Annotated in this window: 18 protein-coding genes and 3 pseudogenes; 12 read left to right on the plus strand and 9 right to left on the minus strand. The window is 74.8% G+C overall.

Annotated elements, in window-relative coordinates; all coding sequences use genetic code 11:
- Nucleotides 1-48 precede the first annotated feature (48 nt).
- The 6 genes and pseudogenes from ZF1_RS13345 to ZF1_RS13370 form a co-directional block, all read right to left on the minus strand.
- Nucleotides 49-384, minus strand: a pseudogene (locus tag ZF1_RS13345) (allantoicase); the annotation flags it as partial.
- Nucleotides 381-1,547, minus strand: a complete 1,167-nt coding sequence (locus ZF1_RS13350; RefSeq protein ID WP_482637401.1) for a glycerate kinase — start codon at nucleotides 1,545-1,547, stop codon at nucleotides 381-383. The gene ZF1_RS13350 and the pseudogene ZF1_RS13345, both read right to left, overlap by 4 nt.
- Nucleotides 1,544-3,334 carry a glyoxylate carboligase gene (gcl, locus tag ZF1_RS13355; protein ID WP_405417313.1) on the minus strand — a complete coding sequence of 597 codons (1,791 nt, stop codon included), beginning with the start codon at nucleotides 3,332-3,334 and terminating at the stop codon, nucleotides 1,544-1,546. Before gcl ends, ZF1_RS13350 begins: the two co-directional genes overlap by 4 nt.
- Nucleotides 3,331-4,212: an NAD(P)-dependent oxidoreductase gene (locus tag ZF1_RS13360; protein WP_482637402.1), complete on the minus strand. Its 882-nt coding sequence runs from the start codon at nucleotides 4,210-4,212 to the stop codon at nucleotides 3,331-3,333. The genes gcl and ZF1_RS13360 overlap by 4 nt, the downstream gene beginning before the upstream one ends.
- On the minus strand, nucleotides 4,209-4,997 hold the full coding sequence (locus ZF1_RS13365; RefSeq protein WP_482637403.1) for a hydroxypyruvate isomerase family protein: 789 nt from the start codon (nucleotides 4,995-4,997) through the stop codon (nucleotides 4,209-4,211). The genes ZF1_RS13360 and ZF1_RS13365 overlap by 4 nt, the downstream gene beginning before the upstream one ends.
- A 19-nt stretch (nucleotides 4,998-5,016) precedes the next feature.
- Entirely contained in the window at nucleotides 5,017-5,409 is a 393-nt protein-coding gene (locus tag ZF1_RS13370) for an allophanate hydrolase-related protein (protein ID WP_405417308.1), read from the minus strand.
- 288 nt (nucleotides 5,410-5,697) lie between these two features.
- Between ZF1_RS13370 and ZF1_RS13375 the strand changes: the two genes are divergently transcribed.
- The 5 genes and pseudogenes from ZF1_RS13375 to ZF1_RS13395 form a co-directional block, all read left to right on the plus strand.
- On the plus strand, nucleotides 5,698-7,173 hold the full coding sequence (locus tag ZF1_RS13375; RefSeq protein ID WP_482637404.1) for an NCS1 family nucleobase:cation symporter-1: 1,476 nt from the start codon (nucleotides 5,698-5,700) through the stop codon (nucleotides 7,171-7,173).
- Nucleotides 7,173-7,892 (plus strand): annotated as a pseudogene (locus tag ZF1_RS13380) (aspartate/glutamate racemase family protein); the annotation flags it as partial. The gene ZF1_RS13375 and the pseudogene ZF1_RS13380, both read left to right, overlap by 1 nt.
- A 10-nt stretch (nucleotides 7,893-7,902) precedes the next feature.
- Nucleotides 7,903-9,312, plus strand: a complete 1,410-nt coding sequence (gene allB, locus ZF1_RS13385) for an allantoinase AllB (RefSeq protein WP_251782810.1) — start codon at nucleotides 7,903-7,905, stop codon at nucleotides 9,310-9,312.
- Nucleotides 9,313-9,321: 9 nt separating this feature from the next.
- Nucleotides 9,322-10,143: an IclR family transcriptional regulator gene (locus tag ZF1_RS13390; protein WP_482637405.1), complete on the plus strand. Its 822-nt coding sequence runs from the start codon at nucleotides 9,322-9,324 to the stop codon at nucleotides 10,141-10,143.
- An 85-nt stretch (nucleotides 10,144-10,228) separates the two neighbouring features.
- A pseudogene (locus ZF1_RS13395) lies at nucleotides 10,229-11,806 on the plus strand (xanthine dehydrogenase family protein molybdopterin-binding subunit); the annotation flags it as partial.
- A 9-nt stretch (nucleotides 11,807-11,815) separates the two neighbouring features.
- On the opposite strand, the gene hchA reads toward ZF1_RS13395, so the two are convergent.
- Complete coding sequence (gene hchA / locus ZF1_RS13400; RefSeq protein WP_482637406.1) at nucleotides 11,816-12,694, minus strand: glyoxalase III HchA; 879 nt, start codon at nucleotides 12,692-12,694, stop codon at nucleotides 11,816-11,818.
- Nucleotides 12,695-12,834: 140 nt separating this feature from the next.
- Here hchA and ZF1_RS13405 point away from each other — a divergent pair, with 140 nt between their 5' ends.
- Complete coding sequence (locus ZF1_RS13405; RefSeq protein WP_482637407.1) at nucleotides 12,835-13,890, plus strand: alcohol dehydrogenase catalytic domain-containing protein; 1,056 nt, start codon at nucleotides 12,835-12,837, stop codon at nucleotides 13,888-13,890.
- Between the two features lie 471 nt (nucleotides 13,891-14,361).
- Here the strand turns inward: ZF1_RS13405 and ZF1_RS13410 are convergent, their stop codons facing one another.
- Entirely contained in the window at nucleotides 14,362-15,096 is a 735-nt protein-coding gene (locus ZF1_RS13410; RefSeq protein ID WP_482637408.1) for a GntR family transcriptional regulator, read from the minus strand.
- Between the two features lie 125 nt (nucleotides 15,097-15,221).
- Here ZF1_RS13410 and ZF1_RS13415 point away from each other — a divergent pair, with 125 nt between their 5' ends.
- The 5 genes from ZF1_RS13415 to ZF1_RS13435 are packed head-to-tail and all read left to right on the plus strand — an operon-like array spanning nucleotide 15,222 to nucleotide 19,539.
- On the plus strand, nucleotides 15,222-16,376 hold the full coding sequence (locus ZF1_RS13415) for a TIGR03364 family FAD-dependent oxidoreductase (RefSeq protein WP_482637409.1): 1,155 nt from the start codon (nucleotides 15,222-15,224) through the stop codon (nucleotides 16,374-16,376).
- 14 nt (nucleotides 16,377-16,390) lie between these two features.
- Entirely contained in the window at nucleotides 16,391-17,302 is a 912-nt protein-coding gene (locus ZF1_RS13420) for a phosphate/phosphite/phosphonate ABC transporter substrate-binding protein (RefSeq protein WP_482637410.1), read from the plus strand.
- Nucleotides 17,299-18,042 (plus strand): phosphonate ABC transporter ATP-binding protein, encoded by a 744-nt coding sequence (locus tag ZF1_RS13425; RefSeq protein ID WP_482637411.1) that lies wholly within the window; start codon nucleotides 17,299-17,301, stop codon nucleotides 18,040-18,042. Before ZF1_RS13420 ends, ZF1_RS13425 begins: the two co-directional genes overlap by 4 nt.
- Entirely contained in the window at nucleotides 18,008-18,868 is an 861-nt protein-coding gene (phnE, locus tag ZF1_RS13430; RefSeq protein WP_482637412.1) for a phosphonate ABC transporter, permease protein PhnE, read from the plus strand. The genes ZF1_RS13425 and phnE overlap by 35 nt, the downstream gene beginning before the upstream one ends.
- Nucleotides 18,865-19,539 carry a phosphonatase-like hydrolase gene (locus ZF1_RS13435; RefSeq protein WP_482637413.1) on the plus strand — a complete coding sequence of 225 codons (675 nt, stop codon included), beginning with the start codon at nucleotides 18,865-18,867 and terminating at the stop codon, nucleotides 19,537-19,539. The genes phnE and ZF1_RS13435 overlap by 4 nt, the downstream gene beginning before the upstream one ends.
- A 10-nt stretch (nucleotides 19,540-19,549) precedes the next feature.
- Here the strand turns inward: ZF1_RS13435 and ZF1_RS13440 are convergent, their stop codons facing one another.
- Nucleotides 19,550-19,837 (minus strand): YrhK family protein, encoded by a 288-nt coding sequence (locus ZF1_RS13440; protein WP_476654673.1) that lies wholly within the window; start codon nucleotides 19,835-19,837, stop codon nucleotides 19,550-19,552.
- A 55-nt stretch (nucleotides 19,838-19,892) separates the two neighbouring features.
- Here ZF1_RS13440 and ZF1_RS13445 point away from each other — a divergent pair, with 55 nt between their 5' ends.
- A complete protein-coding gene (locus tag ZF1_RS13445) occupies nucleotides 19,893-21,164 on the plus strand; it encodes an APC family permease (RefSeq protein WP_482637414.1) in 1,272 nt (423 codons plus the stop codon).
- Nucleotides 21,165-21,167 lie beyond the last annotated feature (3 nt).

Here is a 21,167-nt window from a genome sequence, read left to right on the forward strand (position 1 = left end):
CCGGCGCAGGGCCGAGCGCGGCACGATCTCGTGCCAGGGCGCCTTCTCCAGCTCGTCGGGGGAGGGGTGGCCGTCGACGGCGGTCGCCTCGACGGCGATCTCCGGCGGGTAGTTGCCCTTGAACCAGGAGGTGTCGACGACGACGTGGTCCACCACGCCCGGCGCACCCAGGCGGACCAGCGCCCAGTCGTGGCCGGGCTCGCGGCGGCGCCGGGTCTCCCAGCCGTCGTAGACCTTGCCCTTCAGACCGAACTCGTCGGGGTCGAAGCGGGGCGGGGCGGCGGTGATGAGGTTCTCGCGCTGGGCGAAGAACTCGTCGTTCGCGGCGACGACCGAGCCGCCGAGCGCGCGGGAGGCGAGGTCGATGAGCGAGGGGTCGGTCACGGTCTGCTCCTGATCATCGGGCGGGTGGGGGACGGGTGGTCGGTGGCGATCCGGGCGCCCAGCAGACGCAGCAGCTCGGCGGCGCGGTCGACCGCGTCGCGGTGGTCGAGGGCGGTGTCGGTCAGGGCGTAGGTCGCGACGAAACCCGCGGCCCGCAGTGCGGCCGGGCCGAGGGTCACCTGCCCGGCGACGGCGACGATCGGGGTCCCGGCCGCGCGGGCGGCGGCGGCGACCCCGGCCGGGGCCTTGCCGCGCAGGGTCTGGGCGTCCAGTCTGCCCTCCCCGGTCACGACGAGGCCGGCACCGGCCAGCTCGTCGTCGAAGCCGGTCAGCTCCAGGACGGTACCGACGCCGGGTGCGACGCGCGCCCCGCAGACGGCGGTCAGCGCGAGCCCCGCCCCGCCCGCGGCACCGGCGCCGCGCGCCGCGGCGAGCGCGTCGGCATCGGTGCCGGTGGCGGCGGCGAGCACCCGCACCCAGCGGGCCAGCGCGTCGTCGAGCGCGGCGACCCCGGCGGCGTCGGCGCCCTTCTGCGGACCGTAGACGGCCGCGGCGCCGTGCGGGCCGAGCAGCGGGTTGTCGACGTCGGCGGCGAGCCGGACCCGCACGGCCGGGTCCCGCAGCCGCGGGTGCAGCCCGGCCAGGTCGAGCCGGTCGGCCAGGGCCAGCGCCGCGCCGCCCCGCCCGATCTCGGCGCCGCCGGCGTCGAGCACGCGGGCGCCGAGCCCGCGCAGCAGCCCGGCGCCGCCGTCGGTGGTGGCACTGCCCCCGAGCCCGACGACGACGTCGGTGCACCCGGCGTCGAGCACCGCGGCGAGCACGGTGCCGAGCCCCTCGGTGCCCGCACCGCCCGGGGCGCGCTCCCCGCCGGGCAGGACCGCGAGCCCGGCCGTCGAGGCCAGCTCCACCAGCGCGGACACGCCGTCGCGGGCCCAGACGGCCGTCAGCGGAGCCCCGGTGGGGCCGGTCGTGGCGGTCGTGACCGGCTCCCACCCGGCGGCGAGAGCCGCGGCGACGGTGCCCTCGCCGCCGTCGGCGACCGGGCAGCGGCGCACCGGACGGCGCGGGTCGACGTCGGCGATCCCGGCCGCGAGCGCGTCGGCGACGGCGGCGGCGTCCAGCGAGCCCTTGAACTTGTCCGGGGCCAGCAGGATCGCGCTCACCGGCGGTGGGCCAGCGCGGTGGGGGCGTCGGCGGGGGTCTCGGCGAGGTCCTCGAACTCGGTGACGGCGTCGATCTCGGTGCCCATCGCGATGTTCGTGACCCGCTCCAGCACCACCTCGACCACGACGGGCACCTTGTGCTCCGAGGCCAGCTGCGACGCCCGGCGCAGGGTCGTGGCGATCTCGTCGGGCTCGGTGACCCGCAGCCCCACGCAGCCCAGCCCCTCCGCGACGCGGACGTGGTCGACGCCGTAGCCCTTGGGCAGCCCGGTCAGCTCCTCGTCGGCGTGCATGTTGTCGAAGGCCAGGGAGACCTGGAAGTCCATGTCGAACGCGCGCTGCGCCTGCCGGATCAGGCCCAGGTAGGAGTTGTTGACCACGACGTGCACATAGGGCAGTCCGAACTGGGCGCCGACCGCGAGCTCCTCCAGCATGAACTGGAAGTCGTAGTCGCCCGAGAGCGCGACGACCGGGGTCGACGGGTCGGCGACGACGGCGCCCAGCGCGGCCGGGATGGTCCAGCCGAGCGGTCCGGCCTGGCCGCAGTTGACCCAGTGCCGGGGCCGGTAGACGTGCAGGAACTGGCCGGCCGCGATCTGGGACAGCCCGATCGTCGTCACGTAGCGGGTCTCCGGGCCGAAGACCCGGTTCATCTCCTGGTACACCCGCTGCGGCTTGATGGGGACGCAGCCGAAGTCGGTGCGCCGCAGCAGCGTCGCCTTCCGCTCGCGGCACGACTCCGCCCACGCGCTGCGGTCCGGCAGCGTCCCGGCGTCGCGGCGGCGGCGGGCCTCGGCCAGCAGGACGCGCAGCGCGGCCCCGGCGTCGGAGACCACGCCGTAGTCGGGGGCGAACACCCGCCCGATCTGGGTGGGCTCGATGTCGACGTGCACGAACCGGCGCCCGCGCCGGTAGGTGTCCAGCCCACCGGTGTGCCGGTTGGCCCAGCGGTTCCCGATCCCGACGACGACGTCGGAGGCCAGGAAGGTGGCGTTGCCGTAGCGGTGCGCGGTCTGCAGCCCGACCATCCCCGCGGCGAGCGGGTGGTCGTCGGGGATCGAGCCCCAGCCCATCAGGGTCGGCACGACCGGGACGCCGAGGATCTCGGCCAGCTCGACGAGCTCGGCGGAGGCGTCGGCGTTGACGATGCCGCCGCCCGCGACGATCAGCGGCCGTTCGCCCTCGGCGAGCAGGTCCAGCACCCGCGACGCCTGCGGGCCGGTCATCGCGGGGCGGTGCACCGGCAGCGGGGCGTAGGTGTCGGGGTCGAAGTCGATGACGGTCTGCTGCACGTCGATCGGCAGGTCGATCAGCACGGGACCGGGCCGGCCGGACCGCATGAGGTGGAACGCCTGGGCGAACGCGCCCGGCACCTGCGCGGCCTCGCGCACGGTCATCGCCATCTTGGTGACCGGTGCCGCGATGGCCGCGATGTCGACGGCCTGGAAGTCCTCCTTGTGCAGCCGCGCGACCGGAGCCTGCCCGGTGATGGCCAGGATCGGGATCGAGTCCGCCGACGCCGAGTACAGCCCGGTCACCATGTCGGTGCCCGCCGGGCCGGAGGTGCCGATGCAAACGCCGATGTTCCCCGGGCGCGCGCGGGTGAAGCCCTCGGCCATGTGCGAGGCGCCCTCGACGTGGCGGGCCAGGACGTGGCCGATCGTGCCGCGGGCGCGCATCGCGGCGTAGAAGGGGTTGATCGCCGCACCCGGCACGCCGAACGCCTGCGTGGCACCCTCGGCCTCCAGGATGCGGACGGCGGCCTCGGCCGCGGTCATCCGGGTCATGACGACTCCCCGTTCAGGCGGCGGACGGTGCGGTGCAGGGCGGAGTGGTCGAGGCCGCCGTCTCCGGCGGCCCGGGTGGCGGCGACGAGCTGGGCGACGAGCGCGGCCACCGGGGCGACCACCCCGGCCTCGCGGGCGGAGTCGGCGACGATGCCCATGTCCTTGTGGTGCAGGTCGATCCGGAAGCCGGGGGCGTAGTCCCCGGCCAGCATCCTCGGGGCCTTCTGGTCGAGGACCTTCGAGCCGGCGAGCCCGCCGCCGAGCACACGGACGGCGGCGTCGAGGTCGGCGCCGTGCGCACGCAGGAACTCGATCGCCTCGGCGAGCAGGGCGATGTTCCCGGCGACGATCAGCTGGTTCGCGGCCTTGACGGTCTGCCCGGCCCCGGACGGGCCGACGTGCACGACGGTGCTCCCGACGACGTCGAGCAGCGGGCGGGCGGCGGCCACGTCGGCCTCCTCCCCGCCGACCATGATCGACAGGGCGGCGTTCTCGGCGCCCGCCTGGCCGCCGGAGACCGGGGCGTCGAGCATCCGCAGGCCGCGCTCGGCCGCGCGGGCGGCGAGGTCACGGGCGACGTCGGGGCGGATCGTGGAGAAGTCCACCACCAGGGTGCCGGGCTCCGCGGTGTCGAACACGCCGCCGTCGCGGGTGCAGACGTCGACGACGTCGGGGGAGTCGGGCAGCATCAGCGCGACCACGTCGGCGCCGGTCACCGCCTCGGCGACCGTCGCGGCGGCCCGGCCGCCGTCGGCGGCGAGGGCCTCGGCCTTCTCCGGGCTCCGGTTGTGGCCGACGACGTCGTGCCCGGCCTTCACGAGGTGGCGGGCCATCGGGCCGCCCATGATCCCGAGGCCGACGAAGGCGATGGCGCTCATGCGGAGGCTCCTTCCCTGGTCAGCCAGCCGAACGGGTCGGCGGTGACGGGCTTGTACTCGAGGCTGACCGGGCCGTCGTAGCCGACGGCGACGACCCGGGCGAGCAGGTCGGCGATCGGCAGGTCCCCGGTGCCGGGTTCACCGCGGCCGGGGGCGTCGGCGATCTGGACGTGGCCGATCCGGTCGGCGTGGCGGTCGATCGCGGCCGCGGGGTCGTCGCCGTTCACGGCGAGGTGGTAGACGTCGAGCAGCAGCCGCAGATGCGGCGACCCGACCCGGTCGAGCACGGCGACGGCGTCGTCGGCGGTCTTCAGGGGGTAGGCGTCGACGCCGCTGACCGGTTCGAGCAGCGCGACCGCGCCGATGCGGGCGGCGGCGTCGGCGGCCAGTGCGAGGCTGCGGACGGCGGTCTCGTCCTGGACGCGCGGGTCCAGGTCGTCGCGCCGGTTGCCGTACAGGGCGTTGAAGCCGAGCGTGCCGAGCCGCTCGCCGATGCCGAGGGCGACGGCGACGTTGTCGGCGAACTCGCTCGCGCGGGCCGGGTCGGACAGGATGCCGCGCTCGCCCGCGGGCATGTCGCCCGCGGTGAAGTTGAGCCCGGTGAGGGTGACGCCGGCGTCGGCGACGGCGGTGACGAAGGCGTCGACCTCGTGGTCGCCGGGCACGGAGTCGGTGAACGGCCACCAGAACTCGACGGCGTCGAAGCCGGCCGCCGCGGCGGCCGCGGGCCGGTCGAGCAGCGGCAGGTCGGGGAACACGATGGAGCAGTTGACGGTGTAGCGCACTTCAGGGCCTCCTCGGTCCTCAGGTGGGCTCGGGCAGTCCCCGGTAGGCCCGCCAGCCGCCGTGGGTGGTGATGTCGGTGAGCTCGTCGCGCTGGCGCTCCAGCACACCGGGCCGCAGCCCGACGGCGAGGACGTCGCGGCCGTCGTCGAGCTCGATGACGGTGAGCTCGAGCTCCGGCGGCTCGTCGGGCAGGAAGTCGGTGCGGATCGCCGAGAGCGGGACGTCGTAGATCTCCCCGGCCAGCGGCACGCCGCCGGAGGGGTCCTCCAGCAGGGCCGGGAACTGGTCGCGTACCGAGTACATGCGGTAGTGCGGAGCGGTCCGGACCCCGCCCAGGAACGGGTGGGCGGACACGTTGTGGTGGAGCCGGCCGCCGCGCATCGCGTCACCGGAACAGAAGAGGGCAGTCACCGGAGCCTCCGATCATTCCGCAATGCGGAAGAGTGATTCCGTTGTGCGGTGTGAATCGGACCACGGCGTCAGGGGGCTGTCAAGCATCGTCGTCGGCGGCGACCCCTTGACGCTTGCGTGACCGGCGCCATAGCGTGATTCCGCTACGTAAGAGATTCGTTTCACATCGCGGAAATCGGCGCGTTACGTTGGTCGCGCCACGACGTGGGATCCGAGGTGGCCCCGATGACGGGACCCGGAACGAGCGACCTATCCGCAGCAGCGCCGACCGGTGAGCGGGTGGCCGCCGTGCCCGTCACGCAGGACGGCGCCGCCGCACCGAGCCCCCGGCTCTACAACCGCGACCTCGCGCCGACCACCGTCGAGGGACGGTCGTGGAAGGCCTACAACATCTTCACCCTGTGGGCCGTCGACGTGCACAGCCTGGGCAACTACGGCTTCGCCCTCGGCCTGTTCGCGCTCGGCCTCGGCGCCTGGCAGATCCTGGTCTCGCTCGGCATCGGTGCGCTGGTGCTGTTCGTGCTGCTCACCGTCGCCGGGTACATGGGCTACCGGACGGGCCTGCCGTTCCCGGTGATGAGCCGGATCGCCTTCGGCGTGCGCGGTGCCCAGCTCCCGGCCCTGGTGCGGGGCGCGGTCGCGATCGCCTGGTTCGGCATCCAGACCTACCTCGCCACCCGGGTGCTCGTCGTGATGGTCCTGGCCGTGGCGCCGTCGGCCGGTGCGCTGGAGCAGGTGTCGTTCCTGGGGCTGTCGGTGCTGGGCTGGATCTGCTTCGTCGTCCTGTGGGTCGTGCAGGTGGCGATCCTGCTGCGCGGCATGGACGGCATCCGCCGCTACGAGGCCGTCGCCGGCCCGATCGTGCTGGTGACCCTCGCGGTGCTCGCGGGCTGGGTGCTGTGGCAGACCGGTGGCGACATCGCGCTGTCGGTGCCCGAGCCGCTGACCGGCGGGGCGATGTGGGTGCAGATTCTCGCCGGGGCGTCGCTGTGGACGGCGATCTACGGCACCTTCGTCCTCAACTTCTGCGACTTCACCCGCGGCGCGGTGTCCACCGGAGCGGTCCGGCGTGGCAGCTTCTGGGGGATCCTGCCGAACACCCTGTTCTTCGGTGTCGTGGTCGTGGTGCTGGCGGGCGGCCAGCTGCGGATCGGCGGCCAGGTGATCTCCAGCCCGGCCGACGTCGTCAACACCATCCCCAACACCCCGCTGCTGCTGGTCGCCTCCGCGGCGCTGCTGATCCTGACGATCGCGGTCAACCTGATGGCGAACTTCGTGGCCCCCTGCTACGCCCTGTCGAACCTGTTCCCGCGGGTGCTCGACTTCCGCCGGGCCGGGGTGGTGAGCGCGCTGATCGGGCTGATCATCCTGCCCTGGAACCTGTACGACTCCCCGGTGGTGATCACCTACTTCCTGGGTGTGCTCGGCGCGCTGCTCGGCCCGCTGTTCGGGATCGTGATGGCCGACTACTGGCTGGTGCGGCGCGGCCGCATCGACGTCCCCGCGCTCTACACCGAGGCGAGCACCGGCGCCTACCACTACCGCGGCGGGGTCAACCGGCGCGCGGTCGCGGTGTTCGTGCCGTCCGCGGTGGTCGCCGTCGCCGTCGGGTTCGTCCCCGCGCTGGAACCGGTCGCGCCGTTCAGCTGGTTTCTCGGCGCCGGGGTCGCGGCGCTGCTGACCGTGCTCGTCGCCCCGCGCGGACGGACCTACCGCGCGGTCTCCGGGGAGCCGCTGGCCGTCGCACCGGCCGGGGGCCACTGATGAGGATCGTCGTCGTCAACGTCAACACCACGGTGTCGGTCACCGAGGCGATCGCCGCGTCGGCCCGCTCGGTCGCCGCGCCCGGCACCGGGATCGTCGGGCTGACGCCGCGGTTCGGCGCCGAGTCGGTCGAGGGCAACCTGGAGAGCTACCTGGCCGCGGTCGGGGTCGCCGACGCCGTCGCGCGTTACGCCGCCTCCGGCGAGCGGTTCGACGCGGTGATCCAGGCCGGCTACGGCGAGCACGGCCGCGAGGGCCTGCAGGAGATGCTCGACGTGCCCGTCGTCGACATCACCGAGGCCGCCGCGACCACCGCGATGTACCTCGGCCACCGCTACTCGGTGGTGACCACCCTGGGCCGCACCGTGCCGCTCATCTCCGACCGGCTGCTGCTCGCCGGGCTGGACCGGCGCTGCGCCTCGGTGCGCGCCTCCGGGCTCGCGGTGCTGGAGCTCGAGCAGGACCCGGACCGCGCGGTCGCCGCGATCGTCGAGCAGGCCCGGGTCGCGGTCGAGCAGGACCACGCCGAGGTCATCTGCCTCGGCTGCGGCGGCATGGCCGGGCTGGAGGCGACGGTGCGCGCGGAGACCGGCGTCCCCGTCGTCGACGGGGTGCAGGCCGCGGTCACCGTCGCCGAGTCGCTGGTCCGGCTCGGCCTGACCACCTCGACGAGCCGCACCTACGCGGCACCACGAACCAAGAAGATCACCGGATTTCCCTGGAGATGTCATGACCAGCTACGACCTGGTGGTCCGCGGGAAGCGGATCATGACCACGGCGGGCGAGCAGCCCCGCGAGATCGGCGTGACCGGCGGGCGGATCGTCGCCATCGAGCCGCTCGGCAACGGCCTCGACGGGGCCCGGGTGATCGACCTCGCCGACGACGAGGTGCTGCTGCCCGGTCTCGTCGACACCCACGTGCACGTCAACGAGCCCGGCCGCACCGAGTGGGAGGGCTTCGCCTCGGCCACCCGGGCCGCCGCGGCGGGCGGGGTCACCACGATCGTCGACATGCCGCTGAACTCGATCCCGCCGACCGTGGACGTCGCGGCGCTGGAGGTGAAGCGCAAGGTCGCCGAGCACCAGGCGTTCGTCGACGTCGGGTTCTGGGGCGGCGCCGTGCCCGGCAACCTCGGTGACCTGCGCGGCCTGCACGACGAGGGCGTCTTCGGGTTCAAGTGCTTCCTGCTGCACTCCGGCGTCGACGAGTTCCCGCCGCTCGACGCCGACGAGATGGAACGCGACATGGCCGAGCTGGCCACCTTCGACGCCGTCATGATCGTGCACGCCGAGGACTCCCGGGCCATCGAGAAGGCCCCCACCCCGCACGGCGCGAAGTACGACACCTTCCTGCGCTCGCGTCCGCGCGGCGCGGAGAACCTGGCGATCGCCGAGGTCATCGAGCGGGCCCGCTGGACCGGGGCACGCGCGCACGTGCTGCACGTGTCCTCCTCCGACGCGCTCCCGATGATCGCGACCGCGCGCCGCGACGGCGTCCGGATCACCGCCGAGACCTGCCCGCACTACCTCACGCTGTTCGCCGAGGAGATCCCCGACGGCGCCACCACGCACAAGTGCTGCCCGCCGATCCGCGAGGCGTCGAACCGGGAGCTGCTGTGGGAGGGGCTGCTCGACGGGACGATCGACTGCATCGTGTCCGACCACTCGCCCAGCACCGCGGAGCTGAAGCTGCTCGACTCCGGGGACTTCGGGCTCGCCTGGGGCGGGGTGTCGTCGCTGCAGCTGGGGCTGTCGCTGGTGTGGAGCGAGGCCCGCCGGCGCGGCATCGGGCTCGCGCAGGTGGTCCAGTGGATGGCGTCGAAGCCCGCCGACCTGGTCGGGCTGCGCTCCAAGGGCCGGATCGCGCTCGGCTACGACGCCGACCTCGCCGTCTTCGCCCCCGACGCCGCCTTCGTCGTCGACCCGGACCGGCTGCACCACAAGAACAAGGTGAGCGCCTACGCCGGCCGGTCGCTGTCCGGCGTGGTCCGGCGCACCGTCCTGGGCGGCCGCGACGTCGACGTGTCCGGTGAGCCGCACGGCAGGCTGCTGCGCCGCGGCTCGGTGGAGCGGATGACGGGTGCACCCGGCGCCCCGGACGGCACCGAGGTCCCGGCCGCACCGCCCGAGCAGGGCTAGACTTCCGTCATGCGGAAGAACGATCCCGACAGTCGCGTCGGTGCCGCCGCGGACGTCGCCGCGGCGGCACCGGCCCGCTCGGGGACCGTGCAGTCCGTGGAACGGGCCGTGGACCTGCTGGAGGCGATGGCCGACGCGGGTGGCACGGTCAGCCTGTCCCACCTCGCGGCCACCTCCGGGCTCCCGTTGCCGACCATCCACCGGCTCGTCCGGACGCTGGCCGGGCGCGGCTACGTCCGCCAGCAGTCCTCGCGCGAGTACGCCCTCGGCCCCCGCCTGGTGCGCCTCGGCGACACCGCCGGACGCCTGGTGGGCATGTGGGCGCGCCCGCGGCTCGCCGGCCTGGTCGACGACCTGGGGGAGAGCGCCAACCTGGCGCTGCTGGAGGGGAACCAGGTCGTCTACGTCGCCCAGGAGCCCGGCCGTCACTCGATGCGGATGTTCACCGAGGTCGGGCGACGGGTGTCGCCGCACTGCACCGCCGTCGGGAAGGCGCTGCTGTCCCGGATGCCGGTCGAGCGGGCGCGGGAGGTGCTGCGGCACACCGACTTCGTGCGGCACACCGACAACACGATCACCTCGCCCGAGGAGTACTTCACCGAGCTCGACAAGGTCCGTGCCGCCGGGTACGCCGTCGACGAGGGCGAGCAGGAGCTGGGGGTGCGGTGCGTCGCCGTCGCGCTCGACGGGCCGCTGCCCGCCGCGGTGTCCATCTCCGGCCCGACGATCCGGATGACCGACGCGCTCCTCGACTCCGCCGTGCCGAAGCTGCGGTCCGTGGCCGACGCGCTGGTGACCGAGCTGGCCCGGCAGGACGCCGCAGGGGTCTGAGGCTCGAGATGATCGCGACGGGTGAGGGGATCGGTGCCACGTCCGGCACCGATCCCCTCACCCGTGATGATCACCGTTCCTCACCCGCGGCGAGCTCGCCCGCGTCCTCGGACTCGACCCGGACCGGGTCCGGGTGCACACCGCGCGGGTCGGTGGTGGGTTCGGCGGCAAGCAGGAGATGTTCGCCGAGGACCTCGTCGGGTTCGCGGTGCTGCGGACCGGACGCACCGTCGTCCACGAGTTCACCCGGTCCGAGGAGTTCACCCGCACCGCGCTGCGCCACCCGATGCGGGTCGCGGTCACCCTCGGCGCCGACGACGACGGCCGGCTCACCGCGATGAAGCTCGACGTCCTGTCCGACACCGGCGCCTACGGCAACCACTCCCGCGGGGTGCTGTTCCACTCCGTCGCCGAGTCGGTCAGCGTCTACCACTGCCCCGTCAAGCACCTCGACGCCGAGGTCGTCTACACCCACAACGTGCCCAGCGGCGCGTTCCGCGGCTACGGCCTGGGCCAGGTGATGTTCGCCGTCGAGTCCGCGATGGACGAGCTGGCGATCGCGCTGGACGTCGACCCGTTCGAGCTGCGGCGACGCAACATGGTCCGGGCCGGGGACCCGCTGCACGTCGCCCACCACGGCGAGCCCGAGCACGACCTGCACTGGACCAGCTACGGCATGGACCAGTGCCTCGACCTCGTGCAGGACGCCCTGGCCGACGGCACCGGCGAGCCGGTCCCCGACGGCCCGACGTGGCGGGTCGGCGAGGGCGTCGCCCTGGGCATGATGACGACGATGGCCCCGTTCGGGCACGCCGCCACCACCACGGTCACCCTGCTGCCCGGCGGGCGCTACCGGCTCGGCGCCGGCACCGTCGAGTTCGGCAACGGCACCACGACCACGCACCGTCAGGTCGTCGCCACCGTGCTCGGCACGACCCCGGACCGCGTCGACGCCCACCACGGCGACACCGACGCCTGCGGCTACGACACCGGGGCGTTCGCCTCCGCGGGCACCACCGTCGCGGGCAAGGCACTGCACGCCGCGGCCACCGCGCTGCGGGAGCGGATCCTCACCGTCACCGGCGGCGGGGAGCTGCACGCGGGCGGTGTCACGGGCCCCGGCGGCGAGTGGTCGTTCGACGACGTGCTGGCCGCCGCCGCGTCGCCGGACGGGCTGTCGGCGACGGGGGAGGAGCCCGGCACCGCGCGGGCGATCACCGCGAACTGCCACGGCGTGCGGGTCGCGGTGGACACCGCGACCGGCGAGGTCCGGGTGCTGCGCTCGGTGCAGGCCGTCGACGCCGGCACCGTGCTCAACCCCGAGCAGCTGCGTGGGCAGGTCGAGGGCGGCGCCGCGATGGGGCTGGGCAGCGCGCTCTACGAGGAGGTGTACGTGGGTGAGTCCGGGGAGGTCCTCAACCCGGCGTTCCGCACCTACCGGGTGCCGCAGATGGCCGACGTCCCGGTCACCGAGGTGCGCTGTGCACGCACCCACGACGCGCTCGGCACCTACGGCGCGAAGTCGATGAGCGAGGCGCCCTACAACCCGGTCGCGCCCGCGGTCGCGAACGCGATCCGCCGCGCGCTGGGGGTGCGGCCGTACCACCAGCCGTTCAGCCGCGACCGGGTGTGGCGGCTGGCGGCCGGTGGTACGGCGCCCTGAGGTGCGTGGTTAGCCGCGGCGTCGGGCGTGCTCCAGCAGCGCGGTCGCGGTGAGCTTGCCCAACTCGTTCGCGGCGAGCGGGCTGTCGCCGGTGATGACGTTGCGGTCGGTGGTGCAGCGGCCGGACATGTCGTCGTTGACGATGCGGACGCCCTCGTCCCTCAGGGCCTTGCCGAGCAGCCACGGCATCTCACCGGGCAGGTAGCCGATGTCGATGTTCGCGCCGGCGTCGAGCGCGTCGGGGAACACGCACATCTCGTAGCCCTCGAACACCGAGCGGCCGCGGCCGATCCGGGTCGAGAGGAACGCGGCGGGCCCGTGGCACAGCGACACCACGAGCCGGTCGGTGCGCATCGCCCACTCCAGGGTGTCGCGGACGTCGGTGGAGAACGGCAGCCCGGACAGCGCACCGTGCCCGCCGGGGACGAACACCGCGAGGTAGTCCGAGTCCTCGCCCAGCTCGCGTTCCACGACCTCGGCCAGCGACTTCGGCGCCCGCCACTGGGCGAGGAGCTTGTCGCGGGCGCTGCCGACGGCCTCGTCCTCGCCGGGGTGGGCCCACCACTCGAACTTCGCCGGGTTGCCGGTGAGCGTCGCGATCTCGACGCCGAACCCGGCCTCCAGGACGTGGTGCAGGGGGAGCAGCGTCTCCACCGGGTGGTTGCCCGTGGAGAAGAAGGTGCCGTTGCCCATGCGCAGGTAGCGCTCGTCGGTGGCCAGCACGAGCACCTTCCAGCGTCCGCCGGACCAGGCGTTCCGCTCGGTGGCGAGACCGTCGAAGTCGGTCCTCGGCGCGGTGTAGGCGTCCAGCGAGTACGGCGACGGGAAGTACGCCTCGTGTTCCGCCGGGTCCGCGGTCGGGTCCTTGCTGAGCGTGCTGTCGGACATCGGGGTGCCTCCGGGTCGTTCGTGCGGTGCCCGCACGGCGTACCCCCGCCCGGTGTCGGCGAACCGCGCCGCCGTGCGTTCACCAACTTGTCCATACAGGGTGGTGGACGGGCCGGCGAGGTGGTGCGACCGTCGCGGGTATGGCAGCTCCCGTGACGACCGCCCGCTACGCCCGCTGGGACGGTGTCGGCGCCCCGTTCCGCCTGGTCACGACCGCGCTCGGCGAGCCGGGGCCGGGTGAGGTCCTGGTGGCGGTCGACCTGGCGACGGTGTGCGGTTCGGACCTGCACACGACCCGCGGCCACCGCTCGTCGCCGGTGCCGGGGGTGCTCGGGCACGAGCAGGTCGGGCGGGTCGTCGCGACGGCGCCGGGCCTGCGCCACGTCGACCGCGCGCCGGTCCGGACCGGCGACCGGATCGTCTTCTCGGTCGCCGCGTCCTGCGGGGAGTGCCGCCGCTGCCGTCGCGGGATCCCCCAGAAGTGCACCGACCTGCACAAGTACGGCCACGCCCCGCTGGACGAGGCCCGTCCGCTGACCGGCGGGTTCGCCACCCACTGCCTGCTCGCCCCGGGCACGGCGACGGTCGTCGTCCCCCCAGCGGTGCCCGACGAGGTCGCCGCACCCGCCTCGTGCGCGACGGCCACGGTCGCCGCGGTCCTCGACGCCGCGGGCTCGCCGGGACCGGGAACGCGGGTGCTGGTGACCGGTGCCGGCATGCTCGGTGTGACCGCGGTGGCGATGGCCTCCCGCGCGGGTGCCGAGGTCGTGGTCGCCGACCCGCACGCCGACCGTCGCGCCCGGGCCCGCCGCTTCGGCGCAGCGGACACGGTCGGGACCCCGCCGGAACGGGGGTTCGACGTCGCGCTGGAGCTGTCCGGTGCACCCGCCGCCGTGCGCGCCTGCCTCGATGCGCTCGATGTCGGCGGTACCGCCGTCCTCGCCGGGTCGGTCTCGCCCGGCCCCGCGGTGGGACTCGACCCGGAACGCCTGGTCCGCGGGCTGCACACGGTCGTCGGCGTGCACAACTACGCGCCCCGCCACCTCGCCGCCGCGGTCGCGTTCCTCGTCGCGGAGCACACGCGGTTCCCGTTCGCCGAGCTGACCGGTGGCCCGTGGTCCCTCGACGCGCTCGACGACGCCTTCGCCGCCGCCGGGGCGCCGGGTGCGGCGCCGCGCCAGGCCGTGCGTCCCTGACGTCGCTCCCGATCGGCCGGGCCGGGCCGGGCCGGGTACAGGTCCGGTCGGGCGCGGGTGCGGGCCGGTCCAGTGGGGCCGGGTCGCTGCCGTCGCCGCCGCCCCGCCCGAAGAGGTCCGGAGTACTACGTCTGCGGAGACGGTCCATGCGGCGGGGTGTGTGCGGGCCTCTCCGGTCGTAAGGATGCCGGCCGCTGGTGGTCGCGGCGGATCCGACTCCGGGGGTCTGTCTGCGGGAACAGCTCATCGCACGAACCGAATCGGCAGGGCGGTCGTCCTCCCGCCTCCGGAGGGGAGATGTGTCGATTCGCTTACCCGGTAAGCGACTTCAGAACAGGGGCACCTCTGGGTCGGAGAGGCAGCGACAGAGGCAGCGACAGTGGCGGCAGGGGTGGCCGCAGTGGTGGCCGCACCGCCGTCGCCGGCGGGTGCGCGTCGCCGCCCACGCGCGGGCGACCCCACCCCACCCGCTCACTCCCGCGCGAACCCACCCCGCCCGCTGCGGGTGTTCGTCACCGTCACGGTCGCGACGTCCGGGCGGTAGCGGTCCTCCGACCACTCGAGGGCGTCCCCGGAGGAGTCCCAGGTCAGCCGCCGTTCGCGGAGCAGTGGATGTCCGACCTCGACGTCGAGCAGGGACGCGTCCAGCTCGTCGGCGGCGACGGCGTCGAAGGTGTGCCGGGCCGCGTGCAGGTCGACGCCCTGGCCGGTGAGCAGGGCGTAGATCGACCCGGCGTTGAGATCGGCGTCGAGCAGGGCGCGCCCGACCTTCTCCACGTAGGTCATCCGCTCCAGCATCGCGGGACGGTCGTCGAGCAGGCGCAGCCGGATCAGCTGGACCGCGTAGTCCTCGGGCTCCAGGCCCAGCGCCGCCGCGACCGCGGGCGACGGGTGCCGCAGCGCGATCTCGTGCAGGCGCTGGCCCGGGACGTGGCCGGTCAGCTCCGCACGCCGGGTGAAGGACAGGAACGACTCGAACGGCTGGGCGGGTACCGCGTCGAGCACCACCGGGCGCCGGCCCTGCCCGCCGCCGATCAGGCCCTCGTCGCGCAGGGCGGCCAGGGCCTGGCGAACGGGGCCGCGCGACGCCGAGAACTCCCGGCACAGCTCGGCCTCGGACGGCAGCGCCTCCCCGACACCGATCGCGCCGCTGCGGATCCGGGTGCGCAGCTCGTCGGCCAGCGTGCGGTGCAACGGGGTCCCCACGGATGGTGACTCTACAAGTGCCAGGGCGCTGAGCACGACGTCCAGCGGTCGGGCAGGTGAACGGATTCCGACTTGTATCGACAAGTCATTGCGGTCCGGGACATCCGGCTGGCACCGTCGCCGCCGTGACCCGGACGAGTGACCTCCTGATCGTCGGGGCCGGCGTCGTCGGCCTCGCCCACGCCGTCGAGGCCGTCGAGCGCGGCCTGGACGTGACCGTGCTCGAGCGGGACGAGCACGCCGTCGGGGCCACGGTGCGCAACTTCGGCCACGGCTGCCTCACCGCCCAGACCGGCGACGCGCTGGAGTTCGCCACCCGCAGCCGCGGCACCTGGTTGCGACTGGGTGCCGCGGCCGGGTTCGGCGTCGCCGAGTGCGGCACCGTGGTCGTCGCCCGGTCGGCCGAGGAGCGCGCCGCGCTCGAGGAGCTCGCGGCCACTCGGGGCGACGACGTCGAACTGCTCGACCCGGCGCGGGTCGTCGACCGGGTCCCGGTCGCCCGCGAGGGACTGCACGGCGGGGCGTTCCTGCCGCGTGACCTGCGGGTCGAACAGCGCCGGGCGGCCGGGGCGATCGCGGCGTGGCTCGCGGCCCGGCCCGGTGCCGAGATCCACTTCGGCTGCCCGGTGCACAGCATCGACGCGGCCGGCGCCGTGCCGGGCGAGATCGGATACGACAACGGCGACGGCCCGGTGGTCGTCCGCACCGGGCGCGGGGAGTTCCGGGCCCACCGGGTCCTCCTGTGCGTCGGTCACGACCTGGACCGCCTCGTCCCCGGCCTCGCCGACGACGCGGGCCTGCGGCGCTGCGTCCTGCAGATGCTGCAGGTCCGCCCGTACACCCCGCTCACGATCGGCCCGGCCGTGCTCACCGGCAGCTCGATGCTGCGCTACCCGGCCCTGTCGGGCACCGCGGGCGCCGCCGCGCTGCGCGAGCGCTGGCGCACCGAGCGCCCGGACCTGCTCGACGCGGGCGTCAACCACATGCTCACCCAGCTGCCCGGCGGCGACCTCGTCGTCGGCGACACCCACCACTACGACCGCACGCCCGAGCCCTGGACCGACGAGACCCTCGACGACCTGCTGCTCACCGAGACCCGGGCGCTGCTCGGGACCGACGTCGACGTCGTCCGCCGCTGGCGGGGCGTCTACGCGGACGCCCCCGGCGAGTTCCTGATCCGCCCGGTCGCACCGGCGACGACCGCCGTCGCGGTCACCTCCGGCATCGGCATGACCACCGCGTTCGGCCTCGCACCGGCCGTGCTCGACCGCGTCCTCTGAAACGGGAGACCCCCATGCGCCGCCCCCGCCTGCTCGCCGTCGCCGCACTGGCCGCGAGCCTCGCCCTCACCGCCTGCGCCGGCCCGTCCGGCCCCGCCGTCGCCGGGTCGCCCACCTGCCCCGGCGGGCAGATCCGGATGGGCATCGAACCCTTCGAGGACCCGGCGAAGCTCGTGCCCGCCGCGGAGATCCTCGGCGACGCCCTCGAACGCCGGCTGAGCTGCCCGGTCCGGGTACAGGTCACCGAGGACTACGCGGCCGAGGTCCTCGCCATGCGCAACGACCGTCTGGAGATCGGGATCTTCGGCCCGCTCGGCTACGTCTTCGCGTCCGAGCGCGCCGGGGCCGAGCCGGTCGCCTCGTTCGGCACCTCGACCGGGGAACTGTCCGCCTACACCGCCGGGATCTGGGTGCCGCGCGATTCCGACGTCACCACGGTGGCCCAGCTGCGCGGCCGCACCCTCGCCCTGGGCTCGGTCGGCTCCACCTCCGGTGACGCCCTCCCACGCAAGGCACTGCTCGACGCCGGGCTCGCCCCCGCCGACGTCCGGGTCGACTACGCCGGCGGCCACCCCGAGGCGCTGCTCGCGCTGACCAACGGCACCGTCGACGCCGCCGAGATCAACTCCCAGCAGCTGGCCTCGGCCACCGCGTCGGGGACGTTCGACCCGGCCGGGTTCCGCCGGGTCTGGACCTCCGCGCCGATCCCCAACGATCCGGTGACCGTGCGCGGCAACCTCGACCCGGCCTTCAAGGCCGCCGTCACCGACGCCCTGCTGAACCTCGACCCGCAGGCGGTGGGGGAGATCGGCGCGCTGCTCGACGTCACCCCGCCCGGGAAGCTCGTCCCGGTCACCCGCGACACCTACGCACCGCTGTTCGAGCTGGCCGGCACGCTCGGCCTGACCGAGAAGGACGTCCAGTGAGCGCGCTGCTGGCGGTCCGCGGCGCCCGGGTGCGCTACGGCGACCGCGAGGTCCTCCACGGCGTCGACGTCGACGTCCACGCCGGGGAGCTGCTCGCCGTCCTCGGCGCCAACGGCTCGGGCAAGTCGACGCTGCTGCGCGCTGCCGCCGGGCTGACCCCGCACCTCGGCCGGGTGCTCGTCGGCGGCCGGCCGCGCGGACGACTCGACGTCGCCCTGGTCTTCCAGCGGATCCACCTCGTCACCCGGCGCACCGTGCTCGACAACGTCTGCGCCGGCGCTCTGGGACGGCTCCCGCTGCGGTCCTCGCTGGTCCCGGCCCTGTTCCCGCGGGCGCTGCGGGAGGAGGCGATGGGCTGCCTGGACCGCGTCGGCCTCGCCGAACGCGCCCACGACCGCGCCGGGTCGCTGTCCGGCGGGCAGCAGCAGCGGGTCGCCGTCGCCCGCGCACTGTGCCAGCGCGCCAGGGTCCTGCTCGCCGACGAGCCAGTGTCCGCGCTCGACCCGGCCGCCGCCGAGCAGGTGCTCGGCCTCCTCGCCGAGCTCGCCCACACCGAGCGCCTCGCCGTGCTCGCCGTCCTGCACCAGCCCGACCTCGCCGCGCGGCACGCCGACCGCGTCGTCGGGCTGCGGTCCGGGCACGTCGTCCTCGACGGACCACCCGGCGGCGACATCCGCGCGCTCTACCCCGACACCGCCGACCACCGTGAGCCGGCGTCCGCCCTGGAGGCCGCACCGTGACCACCACCGCACCGGACGTCCGTCGCGTCCCCGTCCCGCCGCGCCGCCGCGACCCACGCACCCTCGTCGTGGCCGCGACGGTCGTCGTCGTGCTGCTCGTCGTGCACGTCATCGCCTGGCGCACCACCGAGATGTCGTTCGCGACGCTGCTCGGCGGCGCCGACGGCATGGCCGAGTTCCTCACCGAGGCGGTCCCGCCCGACTGTCCTGGGCGGTACTGGGGCCGAGCCTGCAGGGAGCCCTGGTCACCCTGTGGATCGGGCTGCTCGGCACCACCCTGTCGATCCCGTTCGCGCTGGTGCTCGCCCTGGCCGCCGCGCGGGGTACCGCCCCGGGGCCGGTCACCTACCAGGTCGCCCGTGGCCTGCTGTCGTTCCTGCGTGCCGTGCCCGACGTCGTGTTCGCACTGGTCTTCGTCACCGCGGTCGGGCTCGGCCCGTTCCCCGGGGTGCTCGCGCTGGTCCTGCACAACATCGGCGTGATGGGCAAGCTGTGGGCCGAGACGGTCGAGGACGCCGACCCCGGCCCGCCCGCTGCGCTGCGCTCCGCGGGTGCCGGACGGCTGCAGGTCGCCGTGCACGCGCTGCTGCCGTCGGTCACCCCGCAGCTGGTGGGGCTGCTGCTCTACCGCTTCGACGTCAACGTCCGCTCGTCGCTGGTGCTCGGCCTGGTCGGCGCCGGCGGCATCGGGTTCCTCATCAACCAGTCCATCCAGCTGTTCCGGTTCGACGAGATGCTCACCCACATCCTCGTCGTACTGGTGCTGATCGTCGCGGTCGACCAGCTGTCCGCGCTGGTCCGCCGCCGCCTCGGGAGTGACACGTGATCCGACTCGCCGCACTGGACATCGCCGGGACCACCGTCGACGAGGGGGGAGCGGTCTACCGGGTCCTCGCCGACGTCGTCGCCCGCGCCGGGCATCCGGCCGACGACGTCGCGATCCGCCGCTGGATGGGGGCCGACAAGCGCGAGGCCCTCGGCGCGCTCACCGGCGTCCGCGACGCCCGCGCCGTCGAGGGCCTGCACGACGCCTTCGTCGCCCGCCTCGCCGACGCCTACGCCGCGTCCCCGCCGCGTCCCCTGCCCGGGGTCCCCGAGGCGCTGGCCGCGCTGCGCGCGGCGGGGATCGCGGTGGTGCTGACCACCGGGTTCGACCGGCAGGTCACCGACCCGCTGCTGGCCGCGCTCCCCGGGCGCTTCACCGGGCAGCTCGACGCCGTGGTCTGTGCCGAGGAGGTCGCGGCCGGACGGCCCGACCCGGCGATGATCCGGCGCGCGATGGCGCTGACCGGGGTCGACGACCCCGCGGCGGTGCTGACAGCGGGGGACACCGTGCTCGACGTCGAGGCCGGCCGCAACGCCCGGGCCGGGCGGGTCGTCGCGGTGCTCACCGGGGCGCAGGGCCGCGCCGAGCTCCGCGCGGCGGGGCCGACCGACGTCGTCGACGGGGTCGCGGTGCTCCCCGGTCTGCTCGGGGGCACCCGGCGGGCGGGCTGAGCGGGACGGATCAGAAGTCGTGGCCCGCCTCCGGCGGCGCCCCGGTGATCCGCCGCAGGTGCACCCGGCGCGCGAGCCGGATCACCGGGCGGATCATCAGCTCGATCGAGCCGATGAGGAACAGCCAGGTCCCCGCGTAGGTGGTGGCCTCGTGGAAGAACAGCACGCTGCCGATCACGAACCACAGCGCGACCAGGATGTCGTTGACGATGCTGAGCACCTCGTACCGCTGCCGGACGACGAGCTCCTCGCGCCCGATGGTGAACGTCAGCGGCCGGTCGTGCGCGGTCTGTCCCATGAGCCGCCGGGTACCCCGCCGACCGGCCGGTCGCACGTCGGGGAAGGGTGAGCACGTGCACACGACCCCGCAGCGCCGGCTCGGTACCGGCGACGCCGTCGTCCTCGGTGTCGGCTCCATGCTCGGTGCGGGGGTGTTCGCGGTGTTCGGGCCCGCCGCGGCGATCGCCGGGACCGCGCTGCTCCCGGCGCTGCTGGTGGCCGGGGTGATCGCGACGGCGAACGCGATGTCCTCGGCCTGGCTCGCCGCCCGGTACCCGGAGTCCGGCGGCGCCTACGTGTACGGGCGTCGCAGGCTGGGGGAGACGTGGGGGTTCCTCGCCGGGTGGGCGTTCGTCACCGGCAAGACCGCCTCGTGCGCCGCGATGGCCCTGACGCTGGGCTCCTACGCGTGGCCGGAGCACGCCCGCGCGGTCGCGGCGGCGGCCGTCGTCGCGATGGTGGCGGTCAACCTGCGCGGCATCACCCGCACCGCGCTCGTCACCCGGCTGCTGGTCGTGTGCACCGTCGCCGTGCTGGCCGCGGTGGTCGTCGCCGCGTTCTCCCGGCCGGCCGTCGTCTCCCCGTTCGACGGCTGGGCCGGCGCCGGTCCGCTCGCGGTGCTGCAGGCGGCCGGGCTGCTGTTCTTCGCCTTCGCCGGGTACGCCCGCATCGCCACCCTCGGGGAGGAGGTGCGCGACCCCGCCCGCACCATCCCGCGGGCGATCCCGCTCGCGCTCGGCCTGGTGCTGGTGGTCTACGCGGTCGTCGCGGTCGCGGCGCTGCGGGCCGCCGGTCCGGACGCACTGGCGGCCTCCGCTGCGCCGCTGGCCACCGCGGCCGGGGACCCGACGGCGCCGCTCGTCCGGGTCGGGGGTGCCCTCGCCTCGGCCGGGGTGCTGCTGGCACTGGTCGCCGGGGTGGGCCGCACCGTGCTGGCGATGGCGCGCGACCGGGAGCTGCCGGGCGCGCTGGCCGCGGTGCACCCGCGGTTCGCGGTGCCGCACCGCGCCGAGCTCGCCACCGGCGCCGTCGTGCTGCTGCTGGTCCTGACCGCCGCCCCGGTCACCGCGATCGGCCTGTCCGGGTTCGCGGTGCTGCTGTACTACGCGGTCGCGAACGCCGCGGCGCTGACCCTGCACCGTGACCGGCCGTGGCGACGGGCGCTGTCGGGGTCCGGGCTGCTCGGCTGCGTGCTGCTGGCGGTGCTGCTGCCCCCGGTGTCGGTGCTCACCGGGACGGTGGTCCTGGCGGCCGGGACGGCGGTGCGGGCCGTGGTCCGGACCGGGCGCGACCGGGGGTCGCGGCCGCCGACGGGGTGCGGCCGGTCGGACCCCACCGGGCTCTGAGCC

Source organism: Pseudonocardia sp. ZF1 (assembly GCF_056835605.1).

Bases quoted from the DNA above. Each gene is read 5' to 3' on its own strand.
- hchA (WP_482637406.1), bottom strand. From the start codon at position 12,694: ATGTCCGACAGCACGCTCAGCAAGGACCCGACCGCGGACCCGGCGGAA.
- ZF1_RS13405 (WP_482637407.1), top strand. From the start codon at position 12,835: ATGGCAGCTCCCGTGACGACCGCCCGCTACGCCCGCTGGGACGGTGTC.
- ZF1_RS13360 (WP_482637402.1), bottom strand. From the start codon at position 4,212: ATGAGCGCCATCGCCTTCGTCGGCCTCGGGATCATGGGCGGCCCGATG.
- allB (WP_251782810.1), top strand. From the start codon at position 7,903: ATGACCAGCTACGACCTGGTGGTCCGCGGGAAGCGGATCATGACCACG.
- ZF1_RS13390 (WP_482637405.1), top strand. From the start codon at position 9,322: ATGCGGAAGAACGATCCCGACAGTCGCGTCGGTGCCGCCGCGGACGTC.
- ZF1_RS13420 (WP_482637410.1), top strand. From the start codon at position 16,391: ATGCGCCGCCCCCGCCTGCTCGCCGTCGCCGCACTGGCCGCGAGCCTC.
- gcl (WP_405417313.1), bottom strand. From the start codon at position 3,334: ATGACCCGGATGACCGCGGCCGAGGCCGCCGTCCGCATCCTGGAGGCC.
- ZF1_RS13440 (WP_476654673.1), bottom strand. From the start codon at position 19,837: ATGGGACAGACCGCGCACGACCGGCCGCTGACGTTCACCATCGGGCGC.